Origin of the sequence: Halolamina salifodinae, from assembly GCF_017874235.1 — an archaeon.
GTDB classification, from domain to species: domain Archaea; phylum Halobacteriota; class Halobacteria; order Halobacteriales; family Haloferacaceae; genus Halolamina; species Halolamina salifodinae.
This window is the reverse complement of record NZ_JAGGLC010000003.1, coordinates 75451-96814: the sequence shown is the minus strand read 5'-3', so window position 1 is coordinate 96814 and position 21364 is coordinate 75451. Positions and strand designations below refer to the sequence as shown.

The window sequence follows — 21364 nt, the reverse complement described above, 5'->3', positions numbered from 1 at the left end:
TCAGTCGTCGTTGGTCGCTCGGTCGGCTTCGATCTCGCGGGCCGCCTCGAGCACGAGGTCGTCGTCGATCTGCTCGAGCAGGCGTCGCTTCCCTTCCTCCGCACGCTGGTCGGCGTCCGCAGCCGAGACGTACATGTCGAGTCGGCGGTCGACCTCCCGCTCGCGGAGTTCGTCGACGCGCTCCTCGGAGAGCCCGTGATCCTCCGGAAGTCGCTGGTCGAAGAACTCCCGCCAGCGGTCCCGGTCGGCCCACTCCTCGTCGAGTTCGGCCTCGCGGCGCACCCAGTCGTAGTAGTCGGTGACGCCTTCGGGGTAGCCACGGTCGCGCCGGACGGCCTCGACGACGCCGACGCCCACGCGGGCGCCCTGGCCCGCGGCCATGATCGCCTGCGGGCTGGTTTCGACGTACGGCGAGGCGATGAACAGCCCGTCGACCGGGGTCGTCCCGTCGGGGTCGGCGTACGTCTTGTCGAAGTACTCCTGGGTCTCGCCGTCGTACTCGTGGCTCTCGAACATCGCGTCCTCGCTGTCGCCGGACTCCGTCCGGCTGTCACCGGGAGCCGCAGGCTCCCGGTTGCCCGAGGAGCTTCGCTCCTCCCTGCCAGAGGGACCTCGTCCCTCGCTGTCGAGGCCGCGCAGGTAGTCGCCGCCGTAGCGCGTGGCAGCGATCACGCGGCGGGCGGTGACGGATCCCCCGGACTGCGGTTCGACGCGGAACCCCTCGCCCGCGTCGGCGCGCTCCACGGACTCGACGAGGTCGGAGACGACCGCCCCCCCGGCCGCCTCGACGTGGTCGTGCATCAGGGCGTAGAACGTCCCGGCGTCGATGCCGCCGGGGAACCCGAGGTAGTTCTCCAGCACCGCACACTGCTGGATCGACGACCGGCCGCGGTCGAAGACCACGGTATCGAGGCCGTAGCGGGCGGTGAACACGGCCGCCGACGATCCCGCCGGCCCGCCGCCGACGATGGCCACGTCGTGATCGAACGCTCCGCGAGTGTCCTGCGCCATACGGATTAGGCCAGCCTAAATGCGTAAAGCCGTTTCGATCGTTAGGCGGGCCGAAAAACGGGAGAGTGCCGACGGCAGTTCGCTATCGCCGTATCGGGTTTATAAAGAGTAAGGAGAATACCCGCGCCTTTAGGCGCGGGATGAATCCGACAACTCCTCCTCAATCCACCGTTCGATAGCAAGCCCGGATATTCCACCACCTTCAAACCGAACCCTTATAAGAGACGCGAGTATAAGTGCTTATACAGACGTTCAGAATGCTGGAAGTCCACCGTACCCACCGAGCGGAAATCCTCAACCACAGTCAGGTAGAGAAACCGCTCGACCGGCACGGGTGGAGTGCCAGCAAACTCTGGAACGTCGCCAACTACCACTCCCGGCACGTCTGGGAGGACACGGGAGAAATCCCCGACCACGGCGACCTCAAAGACGAGTTGAAAGGTCACACCAAATACAAGGGACTGCACAGTCAGTCCAGTCAGCGCGTTCTGGAGGAACTCGCTGAAGCCTTCAACTCGTGGTACGGCAAGAGAGAGTCCGACAGTCGAGCGAATCCACCCGGCTACCGCAAGAAAAACTACTACGACGACGATGGAAACCACGTCCACGAAGAACATCCACGCAGTACGGTGACGTGGAAGCAAAACGGCATCAAACACGACTCGAAAAACAATCGTGTGCGACTCTCGAAGGGCGCGAATCACAAGGAACACCCGAAAGCGTGGGAGTACATCCTTGTCGAGTACGAGATGCGCCCCGGAGTCACCGTCGAGAACCTGCAACAAGTTAGGGCCGTCTATGACAAGGCAAAGGGGCGATGGGAACTACACCTCGTCTGCAAAGACGAAATCGAGACACCCAACGCACCCGGCAACGAGACGGCTGGAATCGATCTCGGCATCAGCAACTTCGCGGCGGTCGCATACGGGATAGAGGAAGCCGACCTGTACCCCGGCAACCGCCTCAAACAGGACGGCTACTACTTCCCGAAGAAGATTGCCAAGTGCGACGACTCAGGCGGCGAAGAAGCGACCCGTCTACACAAAAAGTGGTCGGAGCGCCGCACCCACTACTTCCATTCCTTAGCGAAACACATCGTCAAGCGGTGTGTTGACAAAGAAGTTGGTCGCATCAACGTCGGGAATCTCAACGGTGTCCGCGAGGATGAGAATGGTGAGTCGAAGAGCTGGGGCAAACACGGGAACCTCGACCTGCACGGATGGGCGTTTAACCGCTTCACGAAGCTTCTCACGTACAAAGCGAAGGTCAAGGGCATAGAAGTCGTAGAAGTGTCCGAGCGAAACACGAGCAAGACGTGTTCGATGTGCGGTCGGAAAGATGACAGTCACCGTGTTGAGCGTGGTCTGTACGTCTGCGAGGAGTGCGATGCGGCGTTCAACGCTGATGTGAACGGGGCGGAGAACATTCGTCTCGACATCAACAATGAAAGTAACTCCGAGTCTTCTGGGGAGTTGCCCGGGGATAGGAGTACCGGCTGGTTGGCACAGCCAGCGGTCTACCTTCACGACTTGTCCAGCGGATTCCAACCGCAGGAACAAGTGGTAGACTGCAAACCCTAATATCCCAATCCAGCGGTGCGGTACCGTGGGATTCCCGCGTCTTCAGGCGCGGGAGGATGTCAATGTTCGACCTGTGCCTTGATCGACGCCACCACGTCGGGGTTACGCAGGGTGGAGGTGTCGCCGAGGTCCTCGCCGTTGGCGATGTCCTCGAGCAGGCGGCGCATGATCTTGCCCGAGCGCGTTTTGGGCAGTTCGGGCGTGAAGATCACCTGCTCGGGCCGCGCGATGGGCCCGATAGCGTTCTCGACGCCCGCGATGATCGCTTGCCGGAGTTCCTCGTTCTCCTCGTAGCCGTCCTCGGTGATGACGTAGGCGTAGACGGCTTCACCTTTCACGTCGTGGTCGCCACCGACGACCGCCGCTTCGGCGACGCCTTCGACGCCGACGATGGCCGACTCGATCTCCATGGTTCCAAGCCGGTGGCCCGAAACGTTCAGTACGTCGTCGACGCGGCCGAGCACGGTGATGTAGCCGTCCTCGTCGATCTTCGCGCCGTCTTCGGGGAAGTAGGTCCAGTCGCGCCAGTCGTCGCTGTCCGTATCCGAATACTCCCGCCAGTACTCGTCGACGAACCGCTCGTCGTTCTTGTACAAGGTTCGGAGCATCCCGGGCCACGGTTTCTGGATGGTGAGGTAGCCGGCACGGCCGGGCTTGACCTGCTCCCCGTTCGTGTCGAGAATCTCGGCGTCGATGCCCGGGATCGGCGGCCCCGCGGAGCCGGGCTTCATTTCGTTGATTCCCGGGAGCGTGGTGATCATCTGCCCACCGGTCTCGGTCTGCCACCAGGTGTCGACGACCGGGCAGGACTCGTCGCCGATGTGTTTGTAGTACCACTTCCACGCCCGCGGATTGATCGGCTCGCCCACGGTCCCGAGCAGGCGCAGGCTCGAAAGGTCGTGCCGGTCGGGGTACTCCGTGCCCCACTTCATGAACGCGCGAATTGCCGTGGGCGCGGTGTAGAGCTGCGTGGCCTCGTACTCCTCGACGATCTCCCAGAGGCGGTCCCGCTCGGGGTAATCGGGCGTGCCCTCGTACATCATCGTCGTCGTCCCGAGTGCGAGCGGGCCGTAGACGATGTAGGAGTGTCCGGTGATCCAGCCGATATCGGCGCTGCAGAAGTAGGTGTCCTCGGGTTTGATGTCCAATACTGAATGCGAGGTCCACGCGGACCACGCGAGATAGCCGCCGGTCGTGTGTTTTACGCCCTTCGGCTCCCCCGTCGTCCCGGAGGTGTACATGAGAAACAGCATGTCCTCGGCGTCCCGAGCGACCGGTTCGACGGTCACGCCCTTTTGGGCGTGGACAGCATCGACCCAGAGGCGCTGATTCTCCCGGAGATCGTGGCCGAACGAGTCCTCTTCGGGCAGGCGTTCGACGACGACCGTCTCGGTGTCGTGCTCGACGCCGTCGAGACCCTCGTTAGCCTTCGAGAGGTGGTCAAGCGGGTCGCCCCGGCGGTAGTAGCCGTCGCAGGTGATGAGGTACTCTGAATCAGCGGCGTTCATCCGCGTTGCAAGGGCGTCCGCGGAGAACCCCGCGAACACGACCGAGTGGGGGGCACCGATGCGGGCACACGCAAGCATCGCAATCGCGAGTTCCGGGATCATCGGCATGTAGAGCGTGACCACGTCGTCCTCGCCGACGCCCATCTCGCGGAGTGCTGCGGCGGCCTCGTTTACCTCGCGGTGGAGCTGTTCGTACGTGTAGGTGCGGTTGGCCTCCTCGGTTGGCTCGCCGATCCACTCGATCGCTACCTCGTCGGCACGCGCCTCGAGATGGCGGTCGACGCAGTTCGCGGAGGCGTTGAGTTCCCCGCCGGTGAACCACTCGAAAAAGGGTGGGTTCGAGCCGTCGAACGTCTGGTCGTACTCGGTGTTCCAGTCGAGCATCTCGGCGGCTTGGTCCCAACAGTCCGGCCAGTTCGCCGCGAACTCGTCGTAGATCCCCGGGTCGGCGACGTTCGCTTGCTCGACGAACGCCTCGGGAGGCTCGAAGCTGTCCTGTGCTTCGAGTCGCGCCTCGAGTTCCGTGTCATCATCCGACATAGTCACAGCAACCGTGTGCCGGCGCGGATATAAACCCATCTCCGAGAAACCGACCCAGGGGACGACGACCGATCAGGCCAGCCCGACTTTCTCGCGGTAGCCGCCGTGTTCGGCCTCGAACACGTCCATGATCTCGCCCATCGACGCGTAGGCCTTCACGGCAGTGATCACGTGGGGCATCAGGTTCTCACCGGCCTCGACGGCCTCACGCAGGTCGTCGAGCGCCGCCTCGACAGCGTCGTCGTCGCGCTCCTCCTTCACGGCCGCGAGGCGCTCACGCTGGTGTTCGGCGACCTCCTCGTCGACGTGAAGCACTTCGGGCGAAGTGTCTTCCTCGGAGACGTACTTGTTGACGCCGACGACCACCTCCTCATCGTCCTCGACGCGCTCCTGATACTCGTAGGAGGACTCCTGGATCTCCCGGTGGAAGAAGCCCTCCTCGATCCCCGTGAGCACGCCGTCCCGGACCGAGCCGTCGCCCATCTCTTTGATCGTCTCGATATACTCCATGGCCTCCTCCTCCACCTCGTCGGTAAGGCTCTCGACCATGAACGACCCGGCGAGGGGGTCGACGCTGTCGGCGGCGCCGGACTCCTCGGCGATGATCTGCTGGGTGCGCAGCGCGACCCGGACCGCTTCCTCGCTGGGCAGCGCCAGCGCCTCGTCGTAGGAGTTGGTGTGGAGGCTCTGCGTGCCGCCGAACACGCCCGCGAGCGCTTGAATCGTCACCCGAACGATGTTGTTCAGGGGCTGCTGAGCCGTCAGCGACTGGCCGGCGGTCTGGGTGTGGAACTTCAGCTGTTTTGACTCCTCGGCCTCGGCGTCGTACCACTCGTCCATCACGCGGGCGTAGATGCGCCGTGCGGCCCGGAACTTCGCCACCTCCTCGAAGATGGAGTTGTGGGAGTTGAAGAAGAAACTCAGCTGTGGCGCGAACTCGTCGATGTCGAGGCCCCGGTCCATCGCGTCCTCGACGTACGCGAACCCGTCTGCGAGCGTGAAGGCGAGTTCCTGCACCGCCGTCGACCCGGCCTCGCGGATGTGGTAGCCCGAGATGGAGACCGGGCTGAACTTCGGCGTCTCCTCGGCGGCGAACTCGATGGTGTCGGTGACGATATCGAGCGACGGCTCCGGGGGGATCACCCACTCCTTCTGGGCGATGAACTCCTTGAGCATGTCGTTCTGGAGGGTCCCGCGCACCTCCTCACGGGGGACATCCTGCTGGTCGGCCAGCGCGAGATACATCGCGTAGATCACCGACGCGGACGGGTTGATCGTGAACGACGTCGACACCTCGCCGATGTCGATGCCGTCGAAGAGGATCTCCATGTCCCGTAGCGTGTCGACGGCGACGCCCTCCCGCCCGACCTCGCCCAGCGCCATCGGGTCGTCGGAGTCCAGCCCCATCAGCGAGGGCATGTCGAACGCCGTCGAGAGCCCCGTCTGACCCTCCTCGATCAGGTAGTGGAAGCGTTCGTTGGTGTCCTCTGCGGAGCCAAAGCCGGCGAACTGCCGCATCGTCCACGTCCGGCCGCGGTACATCGTCGGGTACGGACCCCTGGTGTAGGGGAACTCTCCGGGGTTGCCCAAGTCCTCCTCGTAATCCAGGTCCTCCACGTCGCTGGGGTCGTACAGCCGGTCGATCTCGAGGTTCGAAACGGTCGCGAAGCGATCCTTCCGTTCGCCGTAGGCGTCGAGGGTCGGGTCGAGTGTCTCCGCTTCCCACCCCTCGCGGGACTCACGTATCGCCGCGAGATCCTCGTCGTCGTACATGCCCGATCAGTATCACCGGAACGACCATGAAGGGTTCGGCTCTTGGGGTGGCAAGGTAAGCGGGGGTATCGAGCAAATAAACTACTGACCGCGATATCGAATACGGGTCGAGGACTACGCGTCCGGCCGACGGACGACGCGAAGTTCGGAGCCGTCGTCACCGAGCGACAGGCCGACGTGATCGACGCTGCGGCGGTACTCGCGGGTGTGGTTCCCGGAGCTTCGCACCCGAATCTGTTCCCGGAGCAGGCCGACATCGATCAGCTGTTCGATCTTCCGGTAGGCCGTCGAGGAGGGGATCTCACAGCGCTCGACGATCTCCTTGGCCGACAGCGAGTCCTCCCCAGTCGCCTCCAGTACGGACCGGCAGTCGGGGTCGTCCAGCGCGGCGAGCATCTCGGAGATCTCGCTCTCAGTGTGAAGCACCTCCTCGGCGGGACTGTCTGTGGACCGGTTCTCCACGGTCGAGACGGCTTGGCTCATGATCTACCATAGCGGGTGATACCCCACAAGCGTAGAGCACGCATACTGTGGGGGGTTTATACGGCCGGTCGGCGACGCCGCCTCAGCGGGACCACGGCACTGAAGTTCGGGCCAACCGCATTCCCACCCGACATGGCCTCCGGCATCCGGGCGACGGTGGCGTTTGCGGCGCCCACAGGTTGCCCGGTCGCCCGTTCTGCAGTCGCCGCCGACGCCGCCGTCGAGAGCGTCGCCACGAGCGTCTCGGCCAACGACCGGCCGGTCACGGAGTTCCTGCTGGACAGCCCCGCCGATGGCGTCGACGCCGAACCGGTGTTCTCCTACGGCGATACCGACGTCTACCGCGTCGAGCACGCCGGCGAGTGCCCCTGTTCGTGTCTCGGTTCGTTCGGCTGTCCGATCCATCGGTACGTCGCGGAGCCGGGGGACCTGACGCTCGTCTTCCACGCGGAGTCGTTCGAACGGCTCCAGGAGGTGATGGCGACGCTCCGTGAGGAGTTCCCCTCCGCCGACGTGAAACAGCTACTCCAGCCGCCGCTATCGGGGAGCCCGGACGACCGCCGGTTCGTCAACCGCGGGAAGCTGACCGACCGACAGCTGGAGGTGCTGCGGGCCGCCTACCGCGAGGGCTACTTCGAGCGGCCGAAAGGGGCGAACGCCACCGAACTCGCCGAGGAGCTGGGGATTTCGCGGTCGACGTTCACCGAGCATCTCGTTGCTGCCCAGCGCAAACTGTTCGCCGACGTGTTCGACGAAGGGTAGCAGCCAACCGTAACGGCTTAGCCCGAAGCTCCGTTGGGTCGGAGTACGATGCCACTCGCCCGAGAGACCGAGATGACGCGGGAGGAGACGAACGCGTTTCTCGGTGAGAAGGAGACGGGAGTGCTCTCACTCGCCGAGGACGACGACCCCTACGCCGCGCCGGTCTCGTACGGCTATGACCCCGAGCGGCAAGCGTTCTACTTCCGGCTCGTCTCGACGCCCGAAAGCGAGAAGCGCCGGTTCCTGAAACCCGACACCACCGCGCGGTTCGTCGTCTACGACGGGGAACAGGAGGAGAGCTACCGCAGCGTCGTCGCCGGCGGGACGCTCCACGAGATCGATCCGGAGTCGCTCTCGGTCGAACAGATCGAGCAGTACGGCCGGGCAAAGCGCCCGCTGTTCGAGATCTGGGGCGAACCGAAGGATGATCTGGATATCCGGCTCTACGAGTTCGAGACCACCCAACTGACCGGACGCCGGACCGAAGTCGAGCGCGAGTAGCTACGAGAAATCGTCGGGGGAGGCGGGCGCCGAGCAGACCGGGCAGCCGTTCTCGAGGATGGCCTGCTGTACCGGCTCGTTCACCTCGATCTGCTGGCCACAGTCCTGACAGACGAACTCGTGCTCTTTCATCAGTCGGTCACTCGTTGGATCTAGCAGGGGTTCGCCCCTGGTAGAGAAAGGGGTTTCCACTCGTGAATCGGTATCGGCGGTTCCCGCGCGGTAGGAACGGGGCGGTTGTACACGACCGCGGCATAGGCTCCGGGTCGTCGACATGGCGTCGTCGACGACCGGTCTCGCCGTGGTCGGTTATAACGAGTAGTCGTGCTCGCCGTCCTCGCTCTCGAGGAACGCCGTCAGCAGGTCGATGGTCGACCGGATGTCGTCGCCGTTGGCCGTCTCGGTGACGGTGTGGAGGTAGCGCGTCGGGATCGAGATGGCGCCGACGGGCGTGGCGCCGTTGGTGTTCTGGAAGCCAGCCGTGTCGGTGCCACCGGAGGGGAGCACCTCTAGCTGGTGGTCGATACCCTCGTCCTCGGCGACGGACGTGAGGCGCTTGTGGACCTTCGGCGTCGTGATCACGGAGCTGTCCTTCAGTTTGATCGCCGTCCCCTCGCCCAGCTTGGTGACGTGCTTGTCCTCGCTGACGCCCGGGATGTCGCTCGCGATGGTCACGTCCAGCGCGACCGCGAGGTCCGGATCGATGTCGACGTTCCCGGACTGCGTCCGGGAGCCAGCGCGAGCCCGTCCCGCGCTGCCCAGCGCGGTGGCGCCGCGGAGGCCGACTTCCTCCTGGACGGTCGCACAGAAGTGGATCGTCACGTCGGGGTTCTCGATCTCGCGGGCGGCCTCGAGCATCGCGAACAGGCAGACGCGGTCGTCGAGCGCCTTGCCCGTGACCGAGTCGCCCATCTTCACCGTCGACTGCTCCATCGTGACGATGTCGCCGACGCTGACGAGCTCCTCGACTGTCTCGGCGTCCCGGCCGAGGTCGACGACGCGGTCGCCGACCTCCTCCTCGCCGTCCGGCTCCTCGTCCAGCGTGTGGGGCGGGACGGAGCCGAAGACGCCGGTGATGTCCTCCTCGCCGTGGACGACGACGCGCTGGGCGCGCAGCACGCGCGCGTCCCAGCCGCCGAGCGCGTCGATCTTGAGGAAGCCGTCGTCCGTGATGTGCTTGACCATGAACCCGATCTCGTCCATGTGGGCCGCGACGGCGACGGAGTACTCCGAGTCGCCCTCCACCGTGCCGACGACGTTGCCCATCGCGTCGGTCCGGACGCGGTCGGTGTTGGCTTCCAGTTCCTCGCGCGCGAGGTCGCGCACGCGGTCCTCGTAGCCCGGGACGCCGCTGGTCTCGGTCAGGTCTCGCAGCAGGTCGAAGTCGAAATCGAACGCCATGGCCGTAGCTCCGCACCTATCGTCTAAAGCGGGGCGGTTCCGGTCAACTGGTCGGGGTTCTCGGGGAACCGCCGGCCGGTTCTGCCCCGTTTCGGAAACGCTTATCCGGCGTTCGGCGACATTGGGGGGTATGGCTACCGACGAAACCAAACGCGAACTCCGCGCACAGCTTACCGAAGCGTTCGACGGCGCCGACTTCCCGGTCGACAGCCAGATGGATCTCGTGCCCGCGCTCCCCGAGGGGCCGAGCACGCGTTTCGAGGCCGGCGACGTCTCCTTTACCGCGATGGAGCTCGCGGCGAAGCTCGGCGGGCAGCAGGAGTTCCCCTACAGCGACGTGGAGTCGCTGGCCGACGACGTGATGGCGGGGCTCGAAGCGGAAGGGATGCTGTAGCCGCCACGGGCCATTTCTACAGGAAATAGACCATCAGTACGCCGGCACCCAGCACCAGCACGAGCCAGAACACGATGAGGGCGAACAGTTGCTTGGCGTACCGTTGATCTTCTTCGGTGGGAGAGTCTGCCATTGTCGGCTGTAGCCGCTCGTCCCTTACTTAGGTACCGGTCGCGAACGACCGGGCGAGCGGACTGAGTCGGGGCAGTTTTTACCCCGCAGGGAGCAACTTCAGTTCGTGCACATCGCGTTCGTCTCCATGGGGACCGCCCACCACGGCGACCGGCGGGGGTTGGAGCGAGCGCGTCGAACTGCCCGACTGCTGGCCGAACGGGGCCACGACGTAACCTATCTCTGCGCGCAGTGGTGGGGCGGCGACGCCGTTCCCACGTTCGAACACGAGGGGATCGAGTACCGGCGCGTGACCCGTGAGCCCGCCGCGGGGGCGTTCAGTGTGAAGCTCCCGGCCGCGCTCTGGCGCACGGGCGCCGACGTGATCCACGCGGTCGACTCGATCCCGCGGCACGTCGCCGTCGCCGAGAAGGCCGGGACCGTGCTCCGGACGCCCGTACTCGTCGACTGGTTCGGCGACGGCGCGGGCGAGCCGGGGAGCGAGGCCCGGGCCGCGGCCGGCGCCGACCTCGTGACGACGCCCTCGGAGTTGATCCGCACGCGCGTTCGCGAGTGCGGCGCCGACGAGGGCTCTGTCCGGGTGATCCCCGAGAGCATCGACGTGGAGATGATCCGGGAGGCGCCGGTCGACGACCGCTTCGACGTGGTGTACACCCGCCGGCTGGACGAACACGCCAACGTCGGCACGCTGCTGCTCGCGCTGGCCGAACGCCGGCAGCGTGACTGGTCAGCGGCCATCGTCGGCGACGGCCCCGAGCGTGAGGCAGTCGAGACGGCTGCCCAGGACCTCCGCATCGACGACCGGATCACCTTCACCGGCGCGCTTTCCGAGCCCGAGCGCGTCAGCATCTACAAAGGGGCACACGTGTTCGCCCAGACCGCGAGCGTCGAGCCGTTCGCCACCGAACTGCTCCGCGCGCTCGCGTGTGGCTGTCTCAGCGTCGTCGAGTATCAGGCGAACTCGAGCGCGCACGAACTGGTCGAGGGCGTCGACCGCGGGCGCCGGGTCACCAGCCCGGAGGAGATGGCCGACGCGATCACCCAAGCCAGGAACGTCCCGCACCGCGAGTACGACGACTCCTTCGACGCGTACGACCACCGCGCGGTGCTCGAGACGTATCTGGACTGCTACAAGGAGATCCGGGGCGGCGGACTGCTCTGAGCTACTCCTCGGTCTCGTGACCGGGGCTGTCGCCGCCGAACTTCAGGAAGAAGAAGGCGATCAGCAGCGTCGCGACCATCGCGAACGCGGCACCGACGCCGAGGGTCTTCGCGCTGTCGGGCACCGCCGGGCCGGTGGGCTCGGGCGTCGACAGCTCTTCCACGACCTCGATACTGCCAGTCATCCCCGCGGACTCGTGGGGCGTACAGACGTAGTCGTAGGTGCCGGGCACCTCGAACGTGTGGGAGTACTCGTGGCCGGCGTCGAACGTCGTGCCCGGTTCGCCCTCACCTTCCCAGTTTGCGTCCTCCGGCTGGCTCCGAGGCACGACGTTGTGCATGTTGCTGTCCCAGACGAAGTTCACCGTCGTCCCCGTCTCGATGGTGAGATCGTCGGGCTCGAACACCAGACTCCCGCCCGGCCCGACGGTCACCGTTTCGGTCGGGCCGCTCCCGGCGCTGTCGGTTCCGGTCTCGGTACCTTCCTGTGCCGCGGCGGTCCCGACCGCCGTCGTCGCGGCGGCGCCAGCGGTGCCGACACGCAGGAACGAGCGGCGAGAAAGGGCGTCGTCGTTCTCCATACACCCGGCTTGTAGACGCCCGATAGTGAATACTTTGGTTCGGTTCCGAACTCAGTCCGGTGGGGATGGCTCTACACAGCCACGGCATGGCTTCCGAGCGAGCGACAGCAGCCGCTCGCTGGTCACGCGCCGTGGCTGGTGTTACACAGCGACGGCACAGTCTCCGTAGCCGCCGGACGGAGCCGGCGGCAGGTCACGAGCCGTGGCTGGTGTTACACAGCGACGGCACAGTCTCCGTAGCCGCCGGACGGAGCCGGCGGCAGGTCACGCGCCGTGGCTGGTGTTACACAGCGACGGCACAGTCTCCGTAGCCGCCGGATGGAGCCGGCGGCAGGTCACGAGCCGTCGCTGGCTTACCCAAAACTCTCGACTTTCGCCCCATCCACGTCGCCGCCAGCGGCCTCGATAGCCTCGGTAGCCAGATCTACGAAGTCCGCAAAGCCGTAGACGAAGACGCCCTCAGCCTCGGCGCCGGTGAGCACGTCGTCGACGGCGGCGTGGAACGCGTCAGCGTCGGCGTCGTCGCCCAGCAGCGCCACGTCGGCGCCGGCGGCCTCGAGCGTGTCGAGGCGCGCGGTGTGAGCCGGCTCCCCGTCGTAGCTGTAGACCACCGCGGCCTCGGCGTCGTTTGCCTTGGCTGCCTCCGCGATGGCGACGGCGGCGCCGATGCCCGGTCCGCCCGCGAGCACGACCGCGCGGTCCTCGCCCTCGTAGTAGTCCTCGCCGTAGGGGCCGGCCATCGTGAGTTCGTCGCCCACTGAGAGATCCGCGAGGTAGGCGCTGAAGGGGCCACCCTCCTCGTGGACCTCGGCGGTAACCTCGAAGGTGTCCTCGGTGTCGGGCGAGGAGAGCGTGTAGAAGCGAGCGTGGCTCTCGCCGTCGACCTCCGCCGAGAGGCGGACGAACTGGCCGGCGCGTCCCTCGAACGCCGCGGGCGTATCGAACGTGAGCGTGAACGTGTCCGGCCCGACCGATCCTCGGTCGACGACCGCGACGTCGGTAGCGTCCATACTGCGGCTTCGCCGGGGGGACTCAAGCCGTTTGCGTCTCCGGCGACGGTGCCACGAACGGTCGGTTCTCCCCCGGAGGAACCGGCCAAAACCTGATGGGTGGTGACACGCTTCAGAAGGCTTTTGGACTGGCCGCGGGAAATCAATCGCAGCATGCCCGCGGACTTCAACTGGGCCATCGGCGGCGAGGCCGGCGATGGCATCAACTCGACCGGGAAGATCTTTGCGAGAGCACTCTCCCGGGCTGGTCGGCACGTGTTCACGTCAAAGGACTTCGCCTCACGTATCCGCGGCGGGTACACGGCGTACAAAGTGCGGACCGCCATTGACCCGGTCGAGAGTACGGTCGACCGTCTCGACGTCCTGATCGCGCTGACCCAGCGCACCGTCGACGAGAACATCGACGAACTCCACGAGGGGTCGGTGATCATCTACGACGGCGAGCGGACATCGATGCAGGACCTCGAGATTCCCGACGGGATGGTCGGGATGGACGTCCCCCTCAAGTCGCTGGCGGAGGACGCCGGCGGCGCCATCATGCGCAACATCGTCGCGCTGGGGGCCGCCTGCGAGGTCACCGACTTCCCCATCGAGCATCTGGGCTCCTCGCTGGAGAAGCGCTTCAGCGACAAGGGCGAGTCGATTGTCGAAAACAACAAAACCGCCGCGGATCTCGGCGCCGAGTTCGTTCGCGAGAGCTACGAGGCCGAGACCACGGAGTTCGAGTACGAACTCGAAACCACCGACGAGAACTACGTCCTGATCAACGGCGACGAGGCCATCGGGATGGGCGCCATCGCCGCCGGCTGTCGGTTCTACTCGGGCTACCCCATCACCCCGGCGACCGACGTGATGGAGTATCTCACCGGCCGCCTCGAACGCTACGGGGGCCACGTCGTGCAGGCCGAGGACGAACTCTCGGCGATCAACATGGCGCTGGGTGCGGCCCGCGCTGGCGCACGGTCGATGACCGCCACCTCCGGCCCCGGGATCGACCTGATGGCCGAGACGTTCGGCCTCGTGGCCCAAAGCGAGACGCCGCTGGTCATCTGTGACGTGATGCGCTCGGGTCCCTCGACGGGGATGCCGACCAAGCAGGAGCAGGGGGACCTCAACATGACGCTGTTCGGCGGCCACGGCGAGATCCCGCGGTTCGTGATCGCGCCGACCACCATCGCGGAGTGTTTCTGGAAGACCGTCGAGGCGTTCAACTACGCCGAGAAGTACCAGACGCCCGTCTACCTGGTCTCGGACCTCGAGATGGCGGTCACCGAGCAGACGTTCCCGCCCGAGGCCTTCGACATGGACGAGGTCGATATCGACCGCGGGAAGATCGTCGACGAGGACGAGGTCGACGAGTGGCTCGACGACGAGGGCCACTTCCGCGCCCACGCCGCCACCGAGGACGGCGTCAGCCCGCGCGCACTCCCGGGGACGACCGACGGCGCGCACATGTCCACGGGGCTCGAGCACAACGAACTCGGGCGCCGTACCGAGGACACGGAGATCCGCGTCGAACAGGTCCACAAGCGCGAGCGGAAAGTCGAGACCGCAAAGGAGCGTGAGGACTGGAGCCCGCGCGAGTTCGGCAACCCCGACGCCGACAACCTCGTCGTCTCGTGGGGCTCGAACGAGGGCACCATCAGCGAGGCGATGGATCTGATGGGCGAGGACGCCCCCGACTTCCGGTTCCTCTCGGTGCCGTACCTGTTCCCGCGGCCGGACCTCTCGGAGGCGTTCGAACAGGCCGAACAGGTCGTCGTCGTCGAGTGTAACGCGACCGGACAGTTCGCGGACGTGCTGGAGCACGACACGCTCGAGCGCGTGGATCGAGTGAACAAGTACAACGGCGTCGGGTTCAAGGCGGACGAACTCGCCGCGGAGATCACGGAGGTGCTCCAATGAGCAGCGACGTTCGATTCATCGACTTCAAATCTGACAAGCAGCCCACCTGGTGTCCCGGCTGTGGCGACTTCGGGACGATGAACGGCATGATGAAGGCGCTGGCGAACACGGGCAACGACCCCGACAACACGTTCGTCGTCGCCGGCATCGGCTGTTCGGGCAAGATCGGGACGTACATGCACAGCTACGCGCTCCACGGCGTCCACGGCCGGGCGCTGCCCGTCGGCACGGGCGTGAAGATGGCCAACCCCGACCTCGAAGTGATGGTCGCGGGTGGCGACGGCGACGGCTACTCCATCGGTTCGGGCCACTTCATCCACGCGGTGCGCCGGAACGTGGACATGTCCTACATCGTGATGGACAACCGCATCTACGGCCTCACCAAGGGGCAGGCCTCGCCGACCTCGCGCGAGGACTTCGAGACGGCGACGACGCCCGAAGGGCCGAAGCAGCCGCCGGTCAACCCCCTCGCGCTCGCGCTCTCGGCAGGCGGGACGTTCATCGCCCAGTCCTTTGCCTCCGACGCCCAGCGCCACGCCGAACTGGTCCAGAAGGCCATCGAGCACGACGGGTTCGGCTTCGTCAACGTGTTCTCGCCGTGTGTCACGTTCAACGACACGGACACGTACGACTACTTCCGCGACAACCTCACGGACCTCGCCGAAACCGACCACGACCCGAACGACTTCGACGAGGCCAAGGACCGCATCATGGACGCCGACGCGGAGTATCAGGGCATCCTCTACCAGGACGAGGACTCCGTCCCCTACCACGAGTCCCACGGCGTCACCGAGAACATGACCGAGATTCCGGACGGCGCCCCCGAGGACGCGACGGACCTGGTCCGCGAGTTCTACTGAGGCCGCCGCGCCGCGACCGATAGGCGCTTTCTTTCCCGGTTCGTTTCGTTGTTTTTCGTTTACTAACGCTTAACTGCCTCCCCGATTGTCACTCGGTAGCTCACATCGTGTGAGATACTCGCTATGACAGACGGAACTCAGGAGTCGGCAGTCGGACGGCGACAGTTCGCGAAACTCTCCGCCGCGACGCTGGGGCTCTCGGCGTTCGGGAGCAGCGTCGTCGCCGCGGAGTCGACAGAGCGGTTCATCGTGAAGCGAAACGGGAAGCAATCACTCGACGCGGAGGTGCTGTACGACCTCCCAGAGATCGGCTACGCGGTGGTTCGGGGCAGTGAGTCAGAACTCGAGCAGTCGACGGCCGTGCAGTCGTTCGCGCCGGACATCGAACTGGAGTTCTCTGAACCGGTCGACAGGGCTGAGTACGAGGGCGACGCGAACGACGACGAACTGTACCCCCTCCAGTGGGACAAGCAGGATCTCGACATCTCCACGGCCCACGAGACGACGAAAGGTGAAGGCACTCGTGTGGCGATCATCGACTCGGGCGTCGATGCCGGCCATCCGGACCTCAAGGTCAACACCGACCTCTCACGGAACTTCACTGGCGACGATCTCCCCGCAGGCGTCCCGGGTGGCGGCTACCACGGGACCCACGTCGCCGGCATTGTCGGCGCCGAGACGGCCGGGAGCGAGGGCGTCGCCGGCACCGCACCCGGAACCGAACTGGTCGACTTCCGGGTGTTCTCGGACTTCGGGGGAACGAACGGCGCGTTCTCGATCCTCGTGGCGGCGATCATGGAGGCCGTCCGCACCGACTGTGACGTGGCGAACCTCTCCATCGGCGCCTACCCCATCTCTCGGCAGGGGCTGGGGAGCTTCTACGGCGGGTTCATCAACAAGGCAACGACGTACGCACGCAAGGAGGGGACGCTGCTCGTCGTCTCGGCGGGCAACGACGGCGCGGACCTCCAACACGACAGCGGCCTCATCAGCCTCCCGAACGAAGCCGCGGGCGTGATGTCCATCGCGGCGACCGGGCCACTGGGGTTCGTTCCCGGCCGCGGCGCCGATGCCCCCCCGGAGACACCCGCCTCCTACACCAACTACGGCACGAACGCGATCGATCTCGCGGCGCCGGGTGGCAACCTCGGCGAAGGGTCGTCGACGGCCGACTACGTGCTGAGCACGGGGTCGTTCTTCGTGAACGCCGGTGGGGACCTCCTCCCGGTGGATGAGGACGGCGACGGCGAAGACGACCCGGCTAACAAGTCGGACATCGCCGGAATCTATCGAGCGTACTTCTACGCGCTCGGCACCTCGATGGCTGCCCCCAACGTCGCCGGCGCCGCCGCACTGGTCAAGAGCGCGAACCCTGGCTACAGCGCGAATCAGCTCCGTTCAGCGCTCGAAGGCGCCGCCGAACTGCCCGAGGGGGAGGAGAAGGCGTACTACGGATCGGGCTACCTGAACGTCGTCGACGCACTCTGAGCAGGGGCGGTCGATGCGGGGGTTCCGACCCCCACGATCCGACGGAAATCCCCGGACTGCGGCACTGACTCGCGGGCTCCACTCCGGAGTTAGCAACACTCATTACGCACACCGCGCTTCGTGTGTTCATGTCCGACCGTTTTGACGTGGTCGTCGCGGGGGCGGGACCTGCGGGCGCACAGTGTGCCCGTGACCTCGCCCAGCGAGGCTACGACGTCGTCCTCCTCGAACTGGAGTCGGAGGACGAGTTCCCGCGTCAGAGCAACAAATCGACCGCCGGCACGTTCCCGTCGATGATGGCCGCCTTCGGCGTCCCCGACGACGTGGTGATGAACTACACTGACGACGTGGTGCTCGAGTCGCCCAGCGACCACTACGTCCAGAACCAACCCGGCGCCGTCCTTGAGTTCGCCGAGTTCAAACAGTGGCTCGTCGCCGACGCCCGCGAGAAGGGCGCCGAGGTCTGGTTCGATGCCCGCGTCTCCCGACCCATCACCGAGGACGGCAAGCCCGTCGGCGTGCGCTACAACGGCGACGAGGAGGTGTACGGCGAGATCCTCGTCGACGCCACCGGCCCCGCGGCGCCGCTGGCGAAGGATCTGGGCGTCAGCGAACTCAAACGCGAAAAGCAGGCCATCGGCGTCGAGTACGAGATGGAAGGCGTGGAGATCGACCACCCCGACTACGCCGACCTGACCGACTCGATGATGCTCCGCCTCGACCACGACCTCGCGCCCGGCGGCTACTCGTGGATCTTCCACACCGGCGGCGACGAGGCGAAGGTGGGGATCTGCTACATCCAGAACGAGAGCCACCAGCGCCACGCCAAAGAGGGGATGGGGATCGACGACTACCTCCAGTACTGGCTCGACTCGGACCCGCGCTTCGAGAACGCCGAACGGCTGGCGGGGAAGGTCCACCGTGGCTCGGCCCACATCCAGACGCCGGGCGAACTCAGCACTGACAACTTCATGGCCATCGGCGACACCGTCCCCACCATCGACCCGCTCTGGGGCGAGGGGATCCACAAGGGGATGCAGTCGGGCCGCGCGGCGGCGACGACCGCGGACCGCTGTCTCACCCCCGAGGACCCCGACACCTCGGCGTCGGCGATGGCGGTGTACAACAAACTCTGGCACAGCGAGGTCGCCCCGCGGGCCCGCGAGCGCCTGCTGATGACGGAACTGCTGTATCTGGCGCCCAACTCCCGGTACGACAAGCTGATGGCCGATCTGAACGAGACCGATGAGGACACGCTGGCGAAGGTCAACGCTGGCAACCTCGGCGCGATGCGAAAGCTGCTGCGGCTGACCGACGTGCCGCTGCTCGCGAAGTTCGCTCGCGAGCGGTTCGCCGACTCGCGGTAGGGCCCACCCGGGCCGGGGCCACAACGACTTTTCCTTGCGCGGACCTCCGCTGGGACATGAGCGAGAAGCCTACCGGCGATGAGGTCGCGACGGCCAACGACTGTCCACGGGCGAGCGGGATGCCGATGCTCGGGATGGGGACGTGGCAGCTAACCGACGAGGAGGTCACGCCCGAAGCTGTCGAAACCGCCCTCGGGATGGGTTACCGCCACATCGACACCGCGCGCGGCTACGGGAACGAACATCTGGTCGGCGACGGCATCAAGCGCAGCAGCGTTGACCGCGAGGATGTCTTCCTCGCGACCAAGATCTGGAAATCCGACCTCGGCTACGAGGACGCTATCGAGCAGGCACACGACGCCGTCGACGACCTCGGCGTCGAGAAGGTGGACCTGCTGTACGTCCACTGGCCGGCCGAGGCGTACGATCCCGTCGAGACGTTCCGCGCGTTCGACGAACTGGTCGAGGAGGGCGTCACCGACCGCATCGGCATCTCCAACTTCGAACCCGAACAGATCGAGGCCGCCGTCGACCACGCCGACCACGACATCTTCGCCCACCAGTTCGAGTGTCACCCGCTGCTCCAGCAGGACGCCGTCCGCGAGGCGACCGAGGAGCACGGCATCGAGCCGGTCGCGTACTCGCCGCTGGCCCGCGGCGACGTGTTCGGCCACGAGGTGCTCAGCGACATCGCCGGCGACCACACCGTCAGCGAGGCACGGGTGAGTCTGGCGTGGCTCCGCGAGCGCGGCGTCACCGCCATCCCGAAGGCCTCGGGCGAAGCGCATCTCCACGACAACTGGGCGTCACTCTCGCTCCAGCTCAACGACGGCGAACTCGACGCCATCGACGAACTCGACGAACACGACCGAAAGGTCGATCCGGAGTTCGGCCCGTGGAACCAGTAAGCCAGCCGAAACGCGGGCGGTAGTCACCCGCCCTCCGCACCGCAACTTTCACTTCGGCGCGGCTACTCTGCACGCCCAATGCAAGGGCAACGAACCGGACTGATCGACGCCATCCGCATCGACGTCGCGCGCCTCCACGCGACGTGGATGGAGCTGTTGTTCCCGAGACAGCTCAACGCCGGCAGCGTGCTGGGCCGGTGGCAGCCCGAGACGGGTGGGCAGAAGGCCGCCTACTACGCGTGGGCCGCACTCGGGGTTCCGCTGGTCGTGATCGGCTACCCGCTTCTCCTGCTTGGCTTCGCGACCCGCTACTACGCGACCAAACTCGACTCCGCGACCACCCGACTCGGTATCGTCGGCGTCGTCGGCCTCGCGGCAGTCACCTGGGGCCTGCTCACCGTCGGGGCGTGGGTCCGCCAGTTCTCGACAGACGGACTGATCGCAGTCGGCGCCGCCGGCGGTGTCGCCACCATCGCCGCGGCGCTGGCGTTCGTGCTCTCGCGCCGGGGCGGCCGCGCGACGAGCGTCGTGCTCGCGTACCCGGCGGCGATGACTGCGCTGTTCCTGCCGCCCGTCGTCGCCGCGCTCTACTCGCCGGCGCTCGCGGGCGTGCTCACCGGGAGCACGAACCTCGCCATCTGGATCCTCGACAACGTGCTCACGGTCGGCGGGCTGAACCAGATCATCCGGAGCCGGTTCGCCCTCGAAGGCCCGGCGTACGTCGCGATGTGGTTCGGTATCGCCGTCCCGCTGGGCTGGCTGCTCGGCGGGGTCGTCACGCTCGCCGACGTGATCCGCCCCCAGCAGGAGAACACCAGCCGCTCGAGCAGTTCCGGCCAGTTCTAGGACTGCTCGGCTTCTGACTCCACGGTCTCTTCTGGCAGTTCTTCGGTCACGCGCGAGGCTACCCGGACGCCGATCAGCGACACGACGATGCCGGCGACGATGAACGCGAGCAGCCGCTGGCCCGGCTGGAACGTGATCTCCATCGTCCAGAGAGACATCGTGAGGTGATCGATGCCGGCCTGCCGTTCGAGGAAGTAGCCCGTGAAGCCGCGGACGACCAGCCCGACAGCGACGACGCCGAACGGGAGGTTCAACACCGGCGAGGTGAGCCGTTCGTCGCGGATGCGCTCGTCGATCAGCCGGCCGGCGGAGGCCGTCAGCGCTGCCAGCGCCAGCCACGGCACGGCGTCGTAGATAAACAGCGCGACCCGGATCAACACCGGCTCCTCGGCGGCGGCGGACGCCGAGAGGCCACCGAGGAAGGCACCGACGAGCGCCAGCCCGACGGCGACGGCGTAGGTGACGACCGACACCTGCCCGGAGTAGAGCGCCTCACGCACCTGCTCGGGCGTGTTCTCCAGTCGGTCGTCGATAGCCAGCCCCTTGTACAGCAAGACGGCCCCGAGCAGCGAGGCCAACCCCGCCATCGCGATCTGGAGGGAGAACTGGATCGCCAGCGCCGGCAACACGAGGAGCGCGACCCCCAGCGGGACGAGGACGGTCTCGCGCATCTCCTCGTCGCCGAGGAACTGCTTCAGGAGGTAGTAGGTGGACTCGAGGTCGCGGGCCTGCCGGACGACCACGCGGTCGACGCCGTCGACGCCGATGCGGGACTCCACAATCGGAACGACGCGTTCGTCTTCGGCGCTGTCGACGACGACCACAGCCGAATCCGGGTCGTAGCGCTCGATCAGGTCGTCGATCTGGCGGGCGATGGCGCGGTCGGCGCCGACGCGGGAGTCGCCGCCGCCGGAGACGACCGCGACGGTGGCGTCGTCGCCGCCGTCTGTCAGTTCGCGCGCGACGCGGAGGGCTTCGAGCAGACAGTTGACGCTCGCGTCCTCGGGGTCAGCGAGGCCGACGTCGGTGACGAGCGAGCGGACCGCCTCCCAGCCAGCGACGGGCATCGCCGCGCCCGACTTGGCGCCGATGTCGTTGGAGCGGTCCACACAGAGGACCAGCGTGCTCACAGCGAGGGCGACGGGCCCCGGGA

20 protein-coding genes are annotated in these 21364 nt (G+C 66.3%); 11 read left to right on the top strand and 9 right to left on the bottom strand.

Features of this window, described 5'->3' with window-relative positions; genetic code table 11:
- Nucleotides 1-1011: an NAD(P)/FAD-dependent oxidoreductase gene (locus J2753_RS07460; RefSeq protein ID WP_209491312.1), complete on the bottom strand. Its 1011-nt coding sequence runs from the start codon at nt 1009-1011 to the stop codon at nt 1-3.
- A 257-nt stretch (nt 1012-1268) separates the two neighbouring features.
- Between J2753_RS07460 and J2753_RS07455 the strand changes: the two genes are divergently transcribed.
- The gene (locus J2753_RS07455; RefSeq protein ID WP_209491671.1) at nt 1269-2591 is read left to right on the top strand and encodes an RNA-guided endonuclease InsQ/TnpB family protein; all 1323 of its coding nucleotides are present in this window, start codon (nt 1269-1271) and stop codon (nt 2589-2591) included.
- Nucleotides 2592-2650: 59 nt separating this feature from the next.
- Here the strand turns inward: J2753_RS07455 and acs are convergent, their stop codons facing one another.
- The 3 genes from acs to J2753_RS07440 all read right to left on the bottom strand — a co-directional run bounded on the left by acs (nt 2651) and on the right by J2753_RS07440 (nt 6895).
- A complete protein-coding gene (gene acs, locus J2753_RS07450; RefSeq protein WP_209491311.1) occupies nt 2651-4639 on the bottom strand; it encodes an acetate--CoA ligase in 1989 nt (662 codons plus the stop codon).
- 72 nt (nt 4640-4711) lie between these two features.
- The gene (locus J2753_RS07445; RefSeq protein ID WP_209491310.1) at nt 4712-6412 is read right to left on the bottom strand and encodes an acyl-CoA mutase large subunit family protein; all 1701 of its coding nucleotides are present in this window, start codon (nt 6410-6412) and stop codon (nt 4712-4714) included.
- Nucleotides 6413-6526: 114 nt separating this feature from the next.
- Entirely contained in the window at nt 6527-6895 is a 369-nt protein-coding gene (locus J2753_RS07440) for a winged helix-turn-helix domain-containing protein (protein WP_209491309.1), read from the bottom strand.
- A 132-nt stretch (nt 6896-7027) separates the two neighbouring features.
- Between J2753_RS07440 and J2753_RS07435 the strand changes: the two genes are divergently transcribed.
- Together J2753_RS07435 and J2753_RS07430 are read left to right on the top strand one after the other, a co-directional pair.
- A complete protein-coding gene (locus J2753_RS07435) occupies nt 7028-7657 on the top strand; it encodes a helix-turn-helix domain-containing protein (RefSeq protein ID WP_209491308.1) in 630 nt (209 codons plus the stop codon).
- Nucleotides 7658-7705: 48 nt separating this feature from the next.
- Nucleotides 7706-8158, top strand: a complete 453-nt coding sequence (locus tag J2753_RS07430; protein ID WP_209491307.1) for a pyridoxamine 5'-phosphate oxidase family protein — start codon at nt 7706-7708, stop codon at nt 8156-8158.
- Here J2753_RS07430 and J2753_RS07425 read toward each other — a convergent pair whose 3' ends face one another.
- Nucleotides 8159-8290 (bottom strand): DUF7560 family zinc ribbon protein, encoded by a 132-nt coding sequence (locus J2753_RS07425; protein ID WP_209491306.1) that lies wholly within the window; start codon nt 8288-8290, stop codon nt 8159-8161.
- 177 nt (nt 8291-8467) lie between these two features.
- The gene (locus J2753_RS07420) at nt 8468-9559 is read right to left on the bottom strand and encodes a M42 family metallopeptidase (protein ID WP_209491305.1); all 1092 of its coding nucleotides are present in this window, start codon (nt 9557-9559) and stop codon (nt 8468-8470) included.
- A 130-nt stretch (nt 9560-9689) separates the two neighbouring features.
- On the opposite strand from J2753_RS07420, the gene J2753_RS07415 reads away from it, so the two are divergent.
- Nucleotides 9690-9953, top strand: coding sequence for an MTH865 family protein (locus J2753_RS07415; protein WP_209491304.1), 264 nt, complete (start codon nt 9690-9692; stop codon nt 9951-9953).
- 238 nt (nt 9954-10191) lie between these two features.
- Nucleotides 10192-11247: a glycosyltransferase family 4 protein gene (locus J2753_RS07410; RefSeq protein ID WP_209491303.1), complete on the top strand. Its 1056-nt coding sequence runs from the start codon at nt 10192-10194 to the stop codon at nt 11245-11247.
- A 1-nt stretch (nt 11248) separates the two neighbouring features.
- Here the strand turns inward: J2753_RS07410 and J2753_RS07405 are convergent, their stop codons facing one another.
- On the bottom strand, nt 11249-11827 hold the full coding sequence (locus J2753_RS07405; RefSeq protein ID WP_209491302.1) for a plastocyanin/azurin family copper-binding protein: 579 nt from the start codon (nt 11825-11827) through the stop codon (nt 11249-11251).
- A gap of 353 nt (nt 11828-12180) precedes the next feature.
- Entirely contained in the window at nt 12181-12837 is a 657-nt protein-coding gene (locus tag J2753_RS07400) for an FAD-dependent oxidoreductase (RefSeq protein WP_209491301.1), read from the bottom strand.
- 153 nt (nt 12838-12990) lie between these two features.
- Between J2753_RS07400 and J2753_RS07395 the strand changes: the two genes are divergently transcribed.
- The 6 genes from J2753_RS07395 to J2753_RS07370 all read left to right on the top strand — a co-directional run bounded on the left by J2753_RS07395 (nt 12991) and on the right by J2753_RS07370 (nt 20211).
- Nucleotides 12991-14742 carry a 2-oxoacid:acceptor oxidoreductase subunit alpha gene (locus tag J2753_RS07395; protein ID WP_209491300.1) on the top strand — a complete coding sequence of 584 codons (1752 nt, stop codon included), beginning with the start codon at nt 12991-12993 and terminating at the stop codon, nt 14740-14742.
- Nucleotides 14739-15602, top strand: a complete 864-nt coding sequence (locus J2753_RS07390; RefSeq protein ID WP_209491299.1) for a 2-oxoacid:ferredoxin oxidoreductase subunit beta — start codon at nt 14739-14741, stop codon at nt 15600-15602. The genes J2753_RS07395 and J2753_RS07390 overlap by 4 nt, the downstream gene beginning before the upstream one ends.
- A gap of 123 nt (nt 15603-15725) precedes the next feature.
- The gene (locus J2753_RS07385) at nt 15726-17090 is read left to right on the top strand and encodes a S8 family serine peptidase (protein ID WP_209491298.1); all 1365 of its coding nucleotides are present in this window, start codon (nt 15726-15728) and stop codon (nt 17088-17090) included.
- A 128-nt stretch (nt 17091-17218) separates the two neighbouring features.
- The gene (locus J2753_RS07380) at nt 17219-18457 is read left to right on the top strand and encodes a digeranylgeranylglycerophospholipid reductase (protein ID WP_209491297.1); all 1239 of its coding nucleotides are present in this window, start codon (nt 17219-17221) and stop codon (nt 18455-18457) included.
- Nucleotides 18458-18513: 56 nt separating this feature from the next.
- Entirely contained in the window at nt 18514-19365 is an 852-nt protein-coding gene (locus J2753_RS07375; RefSeq protein ID WP_345777184.1) for an aldo/keto reductase, read from the top strand.
- 78 nt (nt 19366-19443) lie between these two features.
- Complete coding sequence (locus J2753_RS07370) at nt 19444-20211, top strand: hypothetical protein (protein WP_245334541.1); 768 nt, start codon at nt 19444-19446, stop codon at nt 20209-20211.
- Here J2753_RS07370 and J2753_RS07365 read toward each other — a convergent pair.
- On the bottom strand, nt 20208-21341 hold the full coding sequence (locus J2753_RS07365) for a DUF373 family protein (RefSeq protein ID WP_209491296.1): 1134 nt from the start codon (nt 21339-21341) through the stop codon (nt 20208-20210). The two genes, J2753_RS07370 and J2753_RS07365, sit on opposite strands and share 4 nt — an antisense overlap.
- Nucleotides 21342-21364 lie beyond the last annotated feature (23 nt).

Excerpts from the sequence above, each read along its gene's own strand:
- J2753_RS07460 (WP_209491312.1), bottom strand. The coding sequence starts at position 1,011 with ATGGCGCAGGACACTCGCGGAGCGTTCGATCACGACGTGGCCATCGTC.
- J2753_RS07455 (WP_209491671.1), top strand. The coding sequence starts at position 1,269 with ATGCTGGAAGTCCACCGTACCCACCGAGCGGAAATCCTCAACCACAGT.
- acs (WP_209491311.1), bottom strand. The coding sequence starts at position 4,639 with ATGTCGGATGATGACACGGAACTCGAGGCGCGACTCGAAGCACAGGAC.
- J2753_RS07445 (WP_209491310.1), bottom strand. The coding sequence starts at position 6,412 with ATGTACGACGACGAGGATCTCGCGGCGATACGTGAGTCCCGCGAGGGG.
- J2753_RS07440 (WP_209491309.1), bottom strand. The coding sequence starts at position 6,895 with ATGAGCCAAGCCGTCTCGACCGTGGAGAACCGGTCCACAGACAGTCCC.
- J2753_RS07435 (WP_209491308.1), top strand. The coding sequence starts at position 7,028 with ATGGCCTCCGGCATCCGGGCGACGGTGGCGTTTGCGGCGCCCACAGGT.
- J2753_RS07430 (WP_209491307.1), top strand. The coding sequence starts at position 7,706 with ATGCCACTCGCCCGAGAGACCGAGATGACGCGGGAGGAGACGAACGCG.
- J2753_RS07425 (WP_209491306.1), bottom strand. The coding sequence starts at position 8,290 with ATGAAAGAGCACGAGTTCGTCTGTCAGGACTGTGGCCAGCAGATCGAG.
- J2753_RS07420 (WP_209491305.1), bottom strand. The coding sequence starts at position 9,559 with ATGGCGTTCGATTTCGACTTCGACCTGCTGCGAGACCTGACCGAGACC.
- J2753_RS07415 (WP_209491304.1), top strand. The coding sequence starts at position 9,690 with ATGGCTACCGACGAAACCAAACGCGAACTCCGCGCACAGCTTACCGAA.
- J2753_RS07405 (WP_209491302.1), bottom strand. The coding sequence starts at position 11,827 with ATGGAGAACGACGACGCCCTTTCTCGCCGCTCGTTCCTGCGTGTCGGC.
- J2753_RS07400 (WP_209491301.1), bottom strand. The coding sequence starts at position 12,837 with ATGGACGCTACCGACGTCGCGGTCGTCGACCGAGGATCGGTCGGGCCG.
- J2753_RS07395 (WP_209491300.1), top strand. The coding sequence starts at position 12,991 with ATGCCCGCGGACTTCAACTGGGCCATCGGCGGCGAGGCCGGCGATGGC.
- J2753_RS07390 (WP_209491299.1), top strand. The coding sequence starts at position 14,739 with ATGAGCAGCGACGTTCGATTCATCGACTTCAAATCTGACAAGCAGCCC.
- J2753_RS07385 (WP_209491298.1), top strand. The coding sequence starts at position 15,726 with ATGACAGACGGAACTCAGGAGTCGGCAGTCGGACGGCGACAGTTCGCG.
- J2753_RS07380 (WP_209491297.1), top strand. The coding sequence starts at position 17,219 with ATGTCCGACCGTTTTGACGTGGTCGTCGCGGGGGCGGGACCTGCGGGC.
- J2753_RS07375 (WP_345777184.1), top strand. The coding sequence starts at position 18,514 with ATGAGCGAGAAGCCTACCGGCGATGAGGTCGCGACGGCCAACGACTGT.
- J2753_RS07370 (WP_245334541.1), top strand. The coding sequence starts at position 19,444 with ATGCAAGGGCAACGAACCGGACTGATCGACGCCATCCGCATCGACGTC.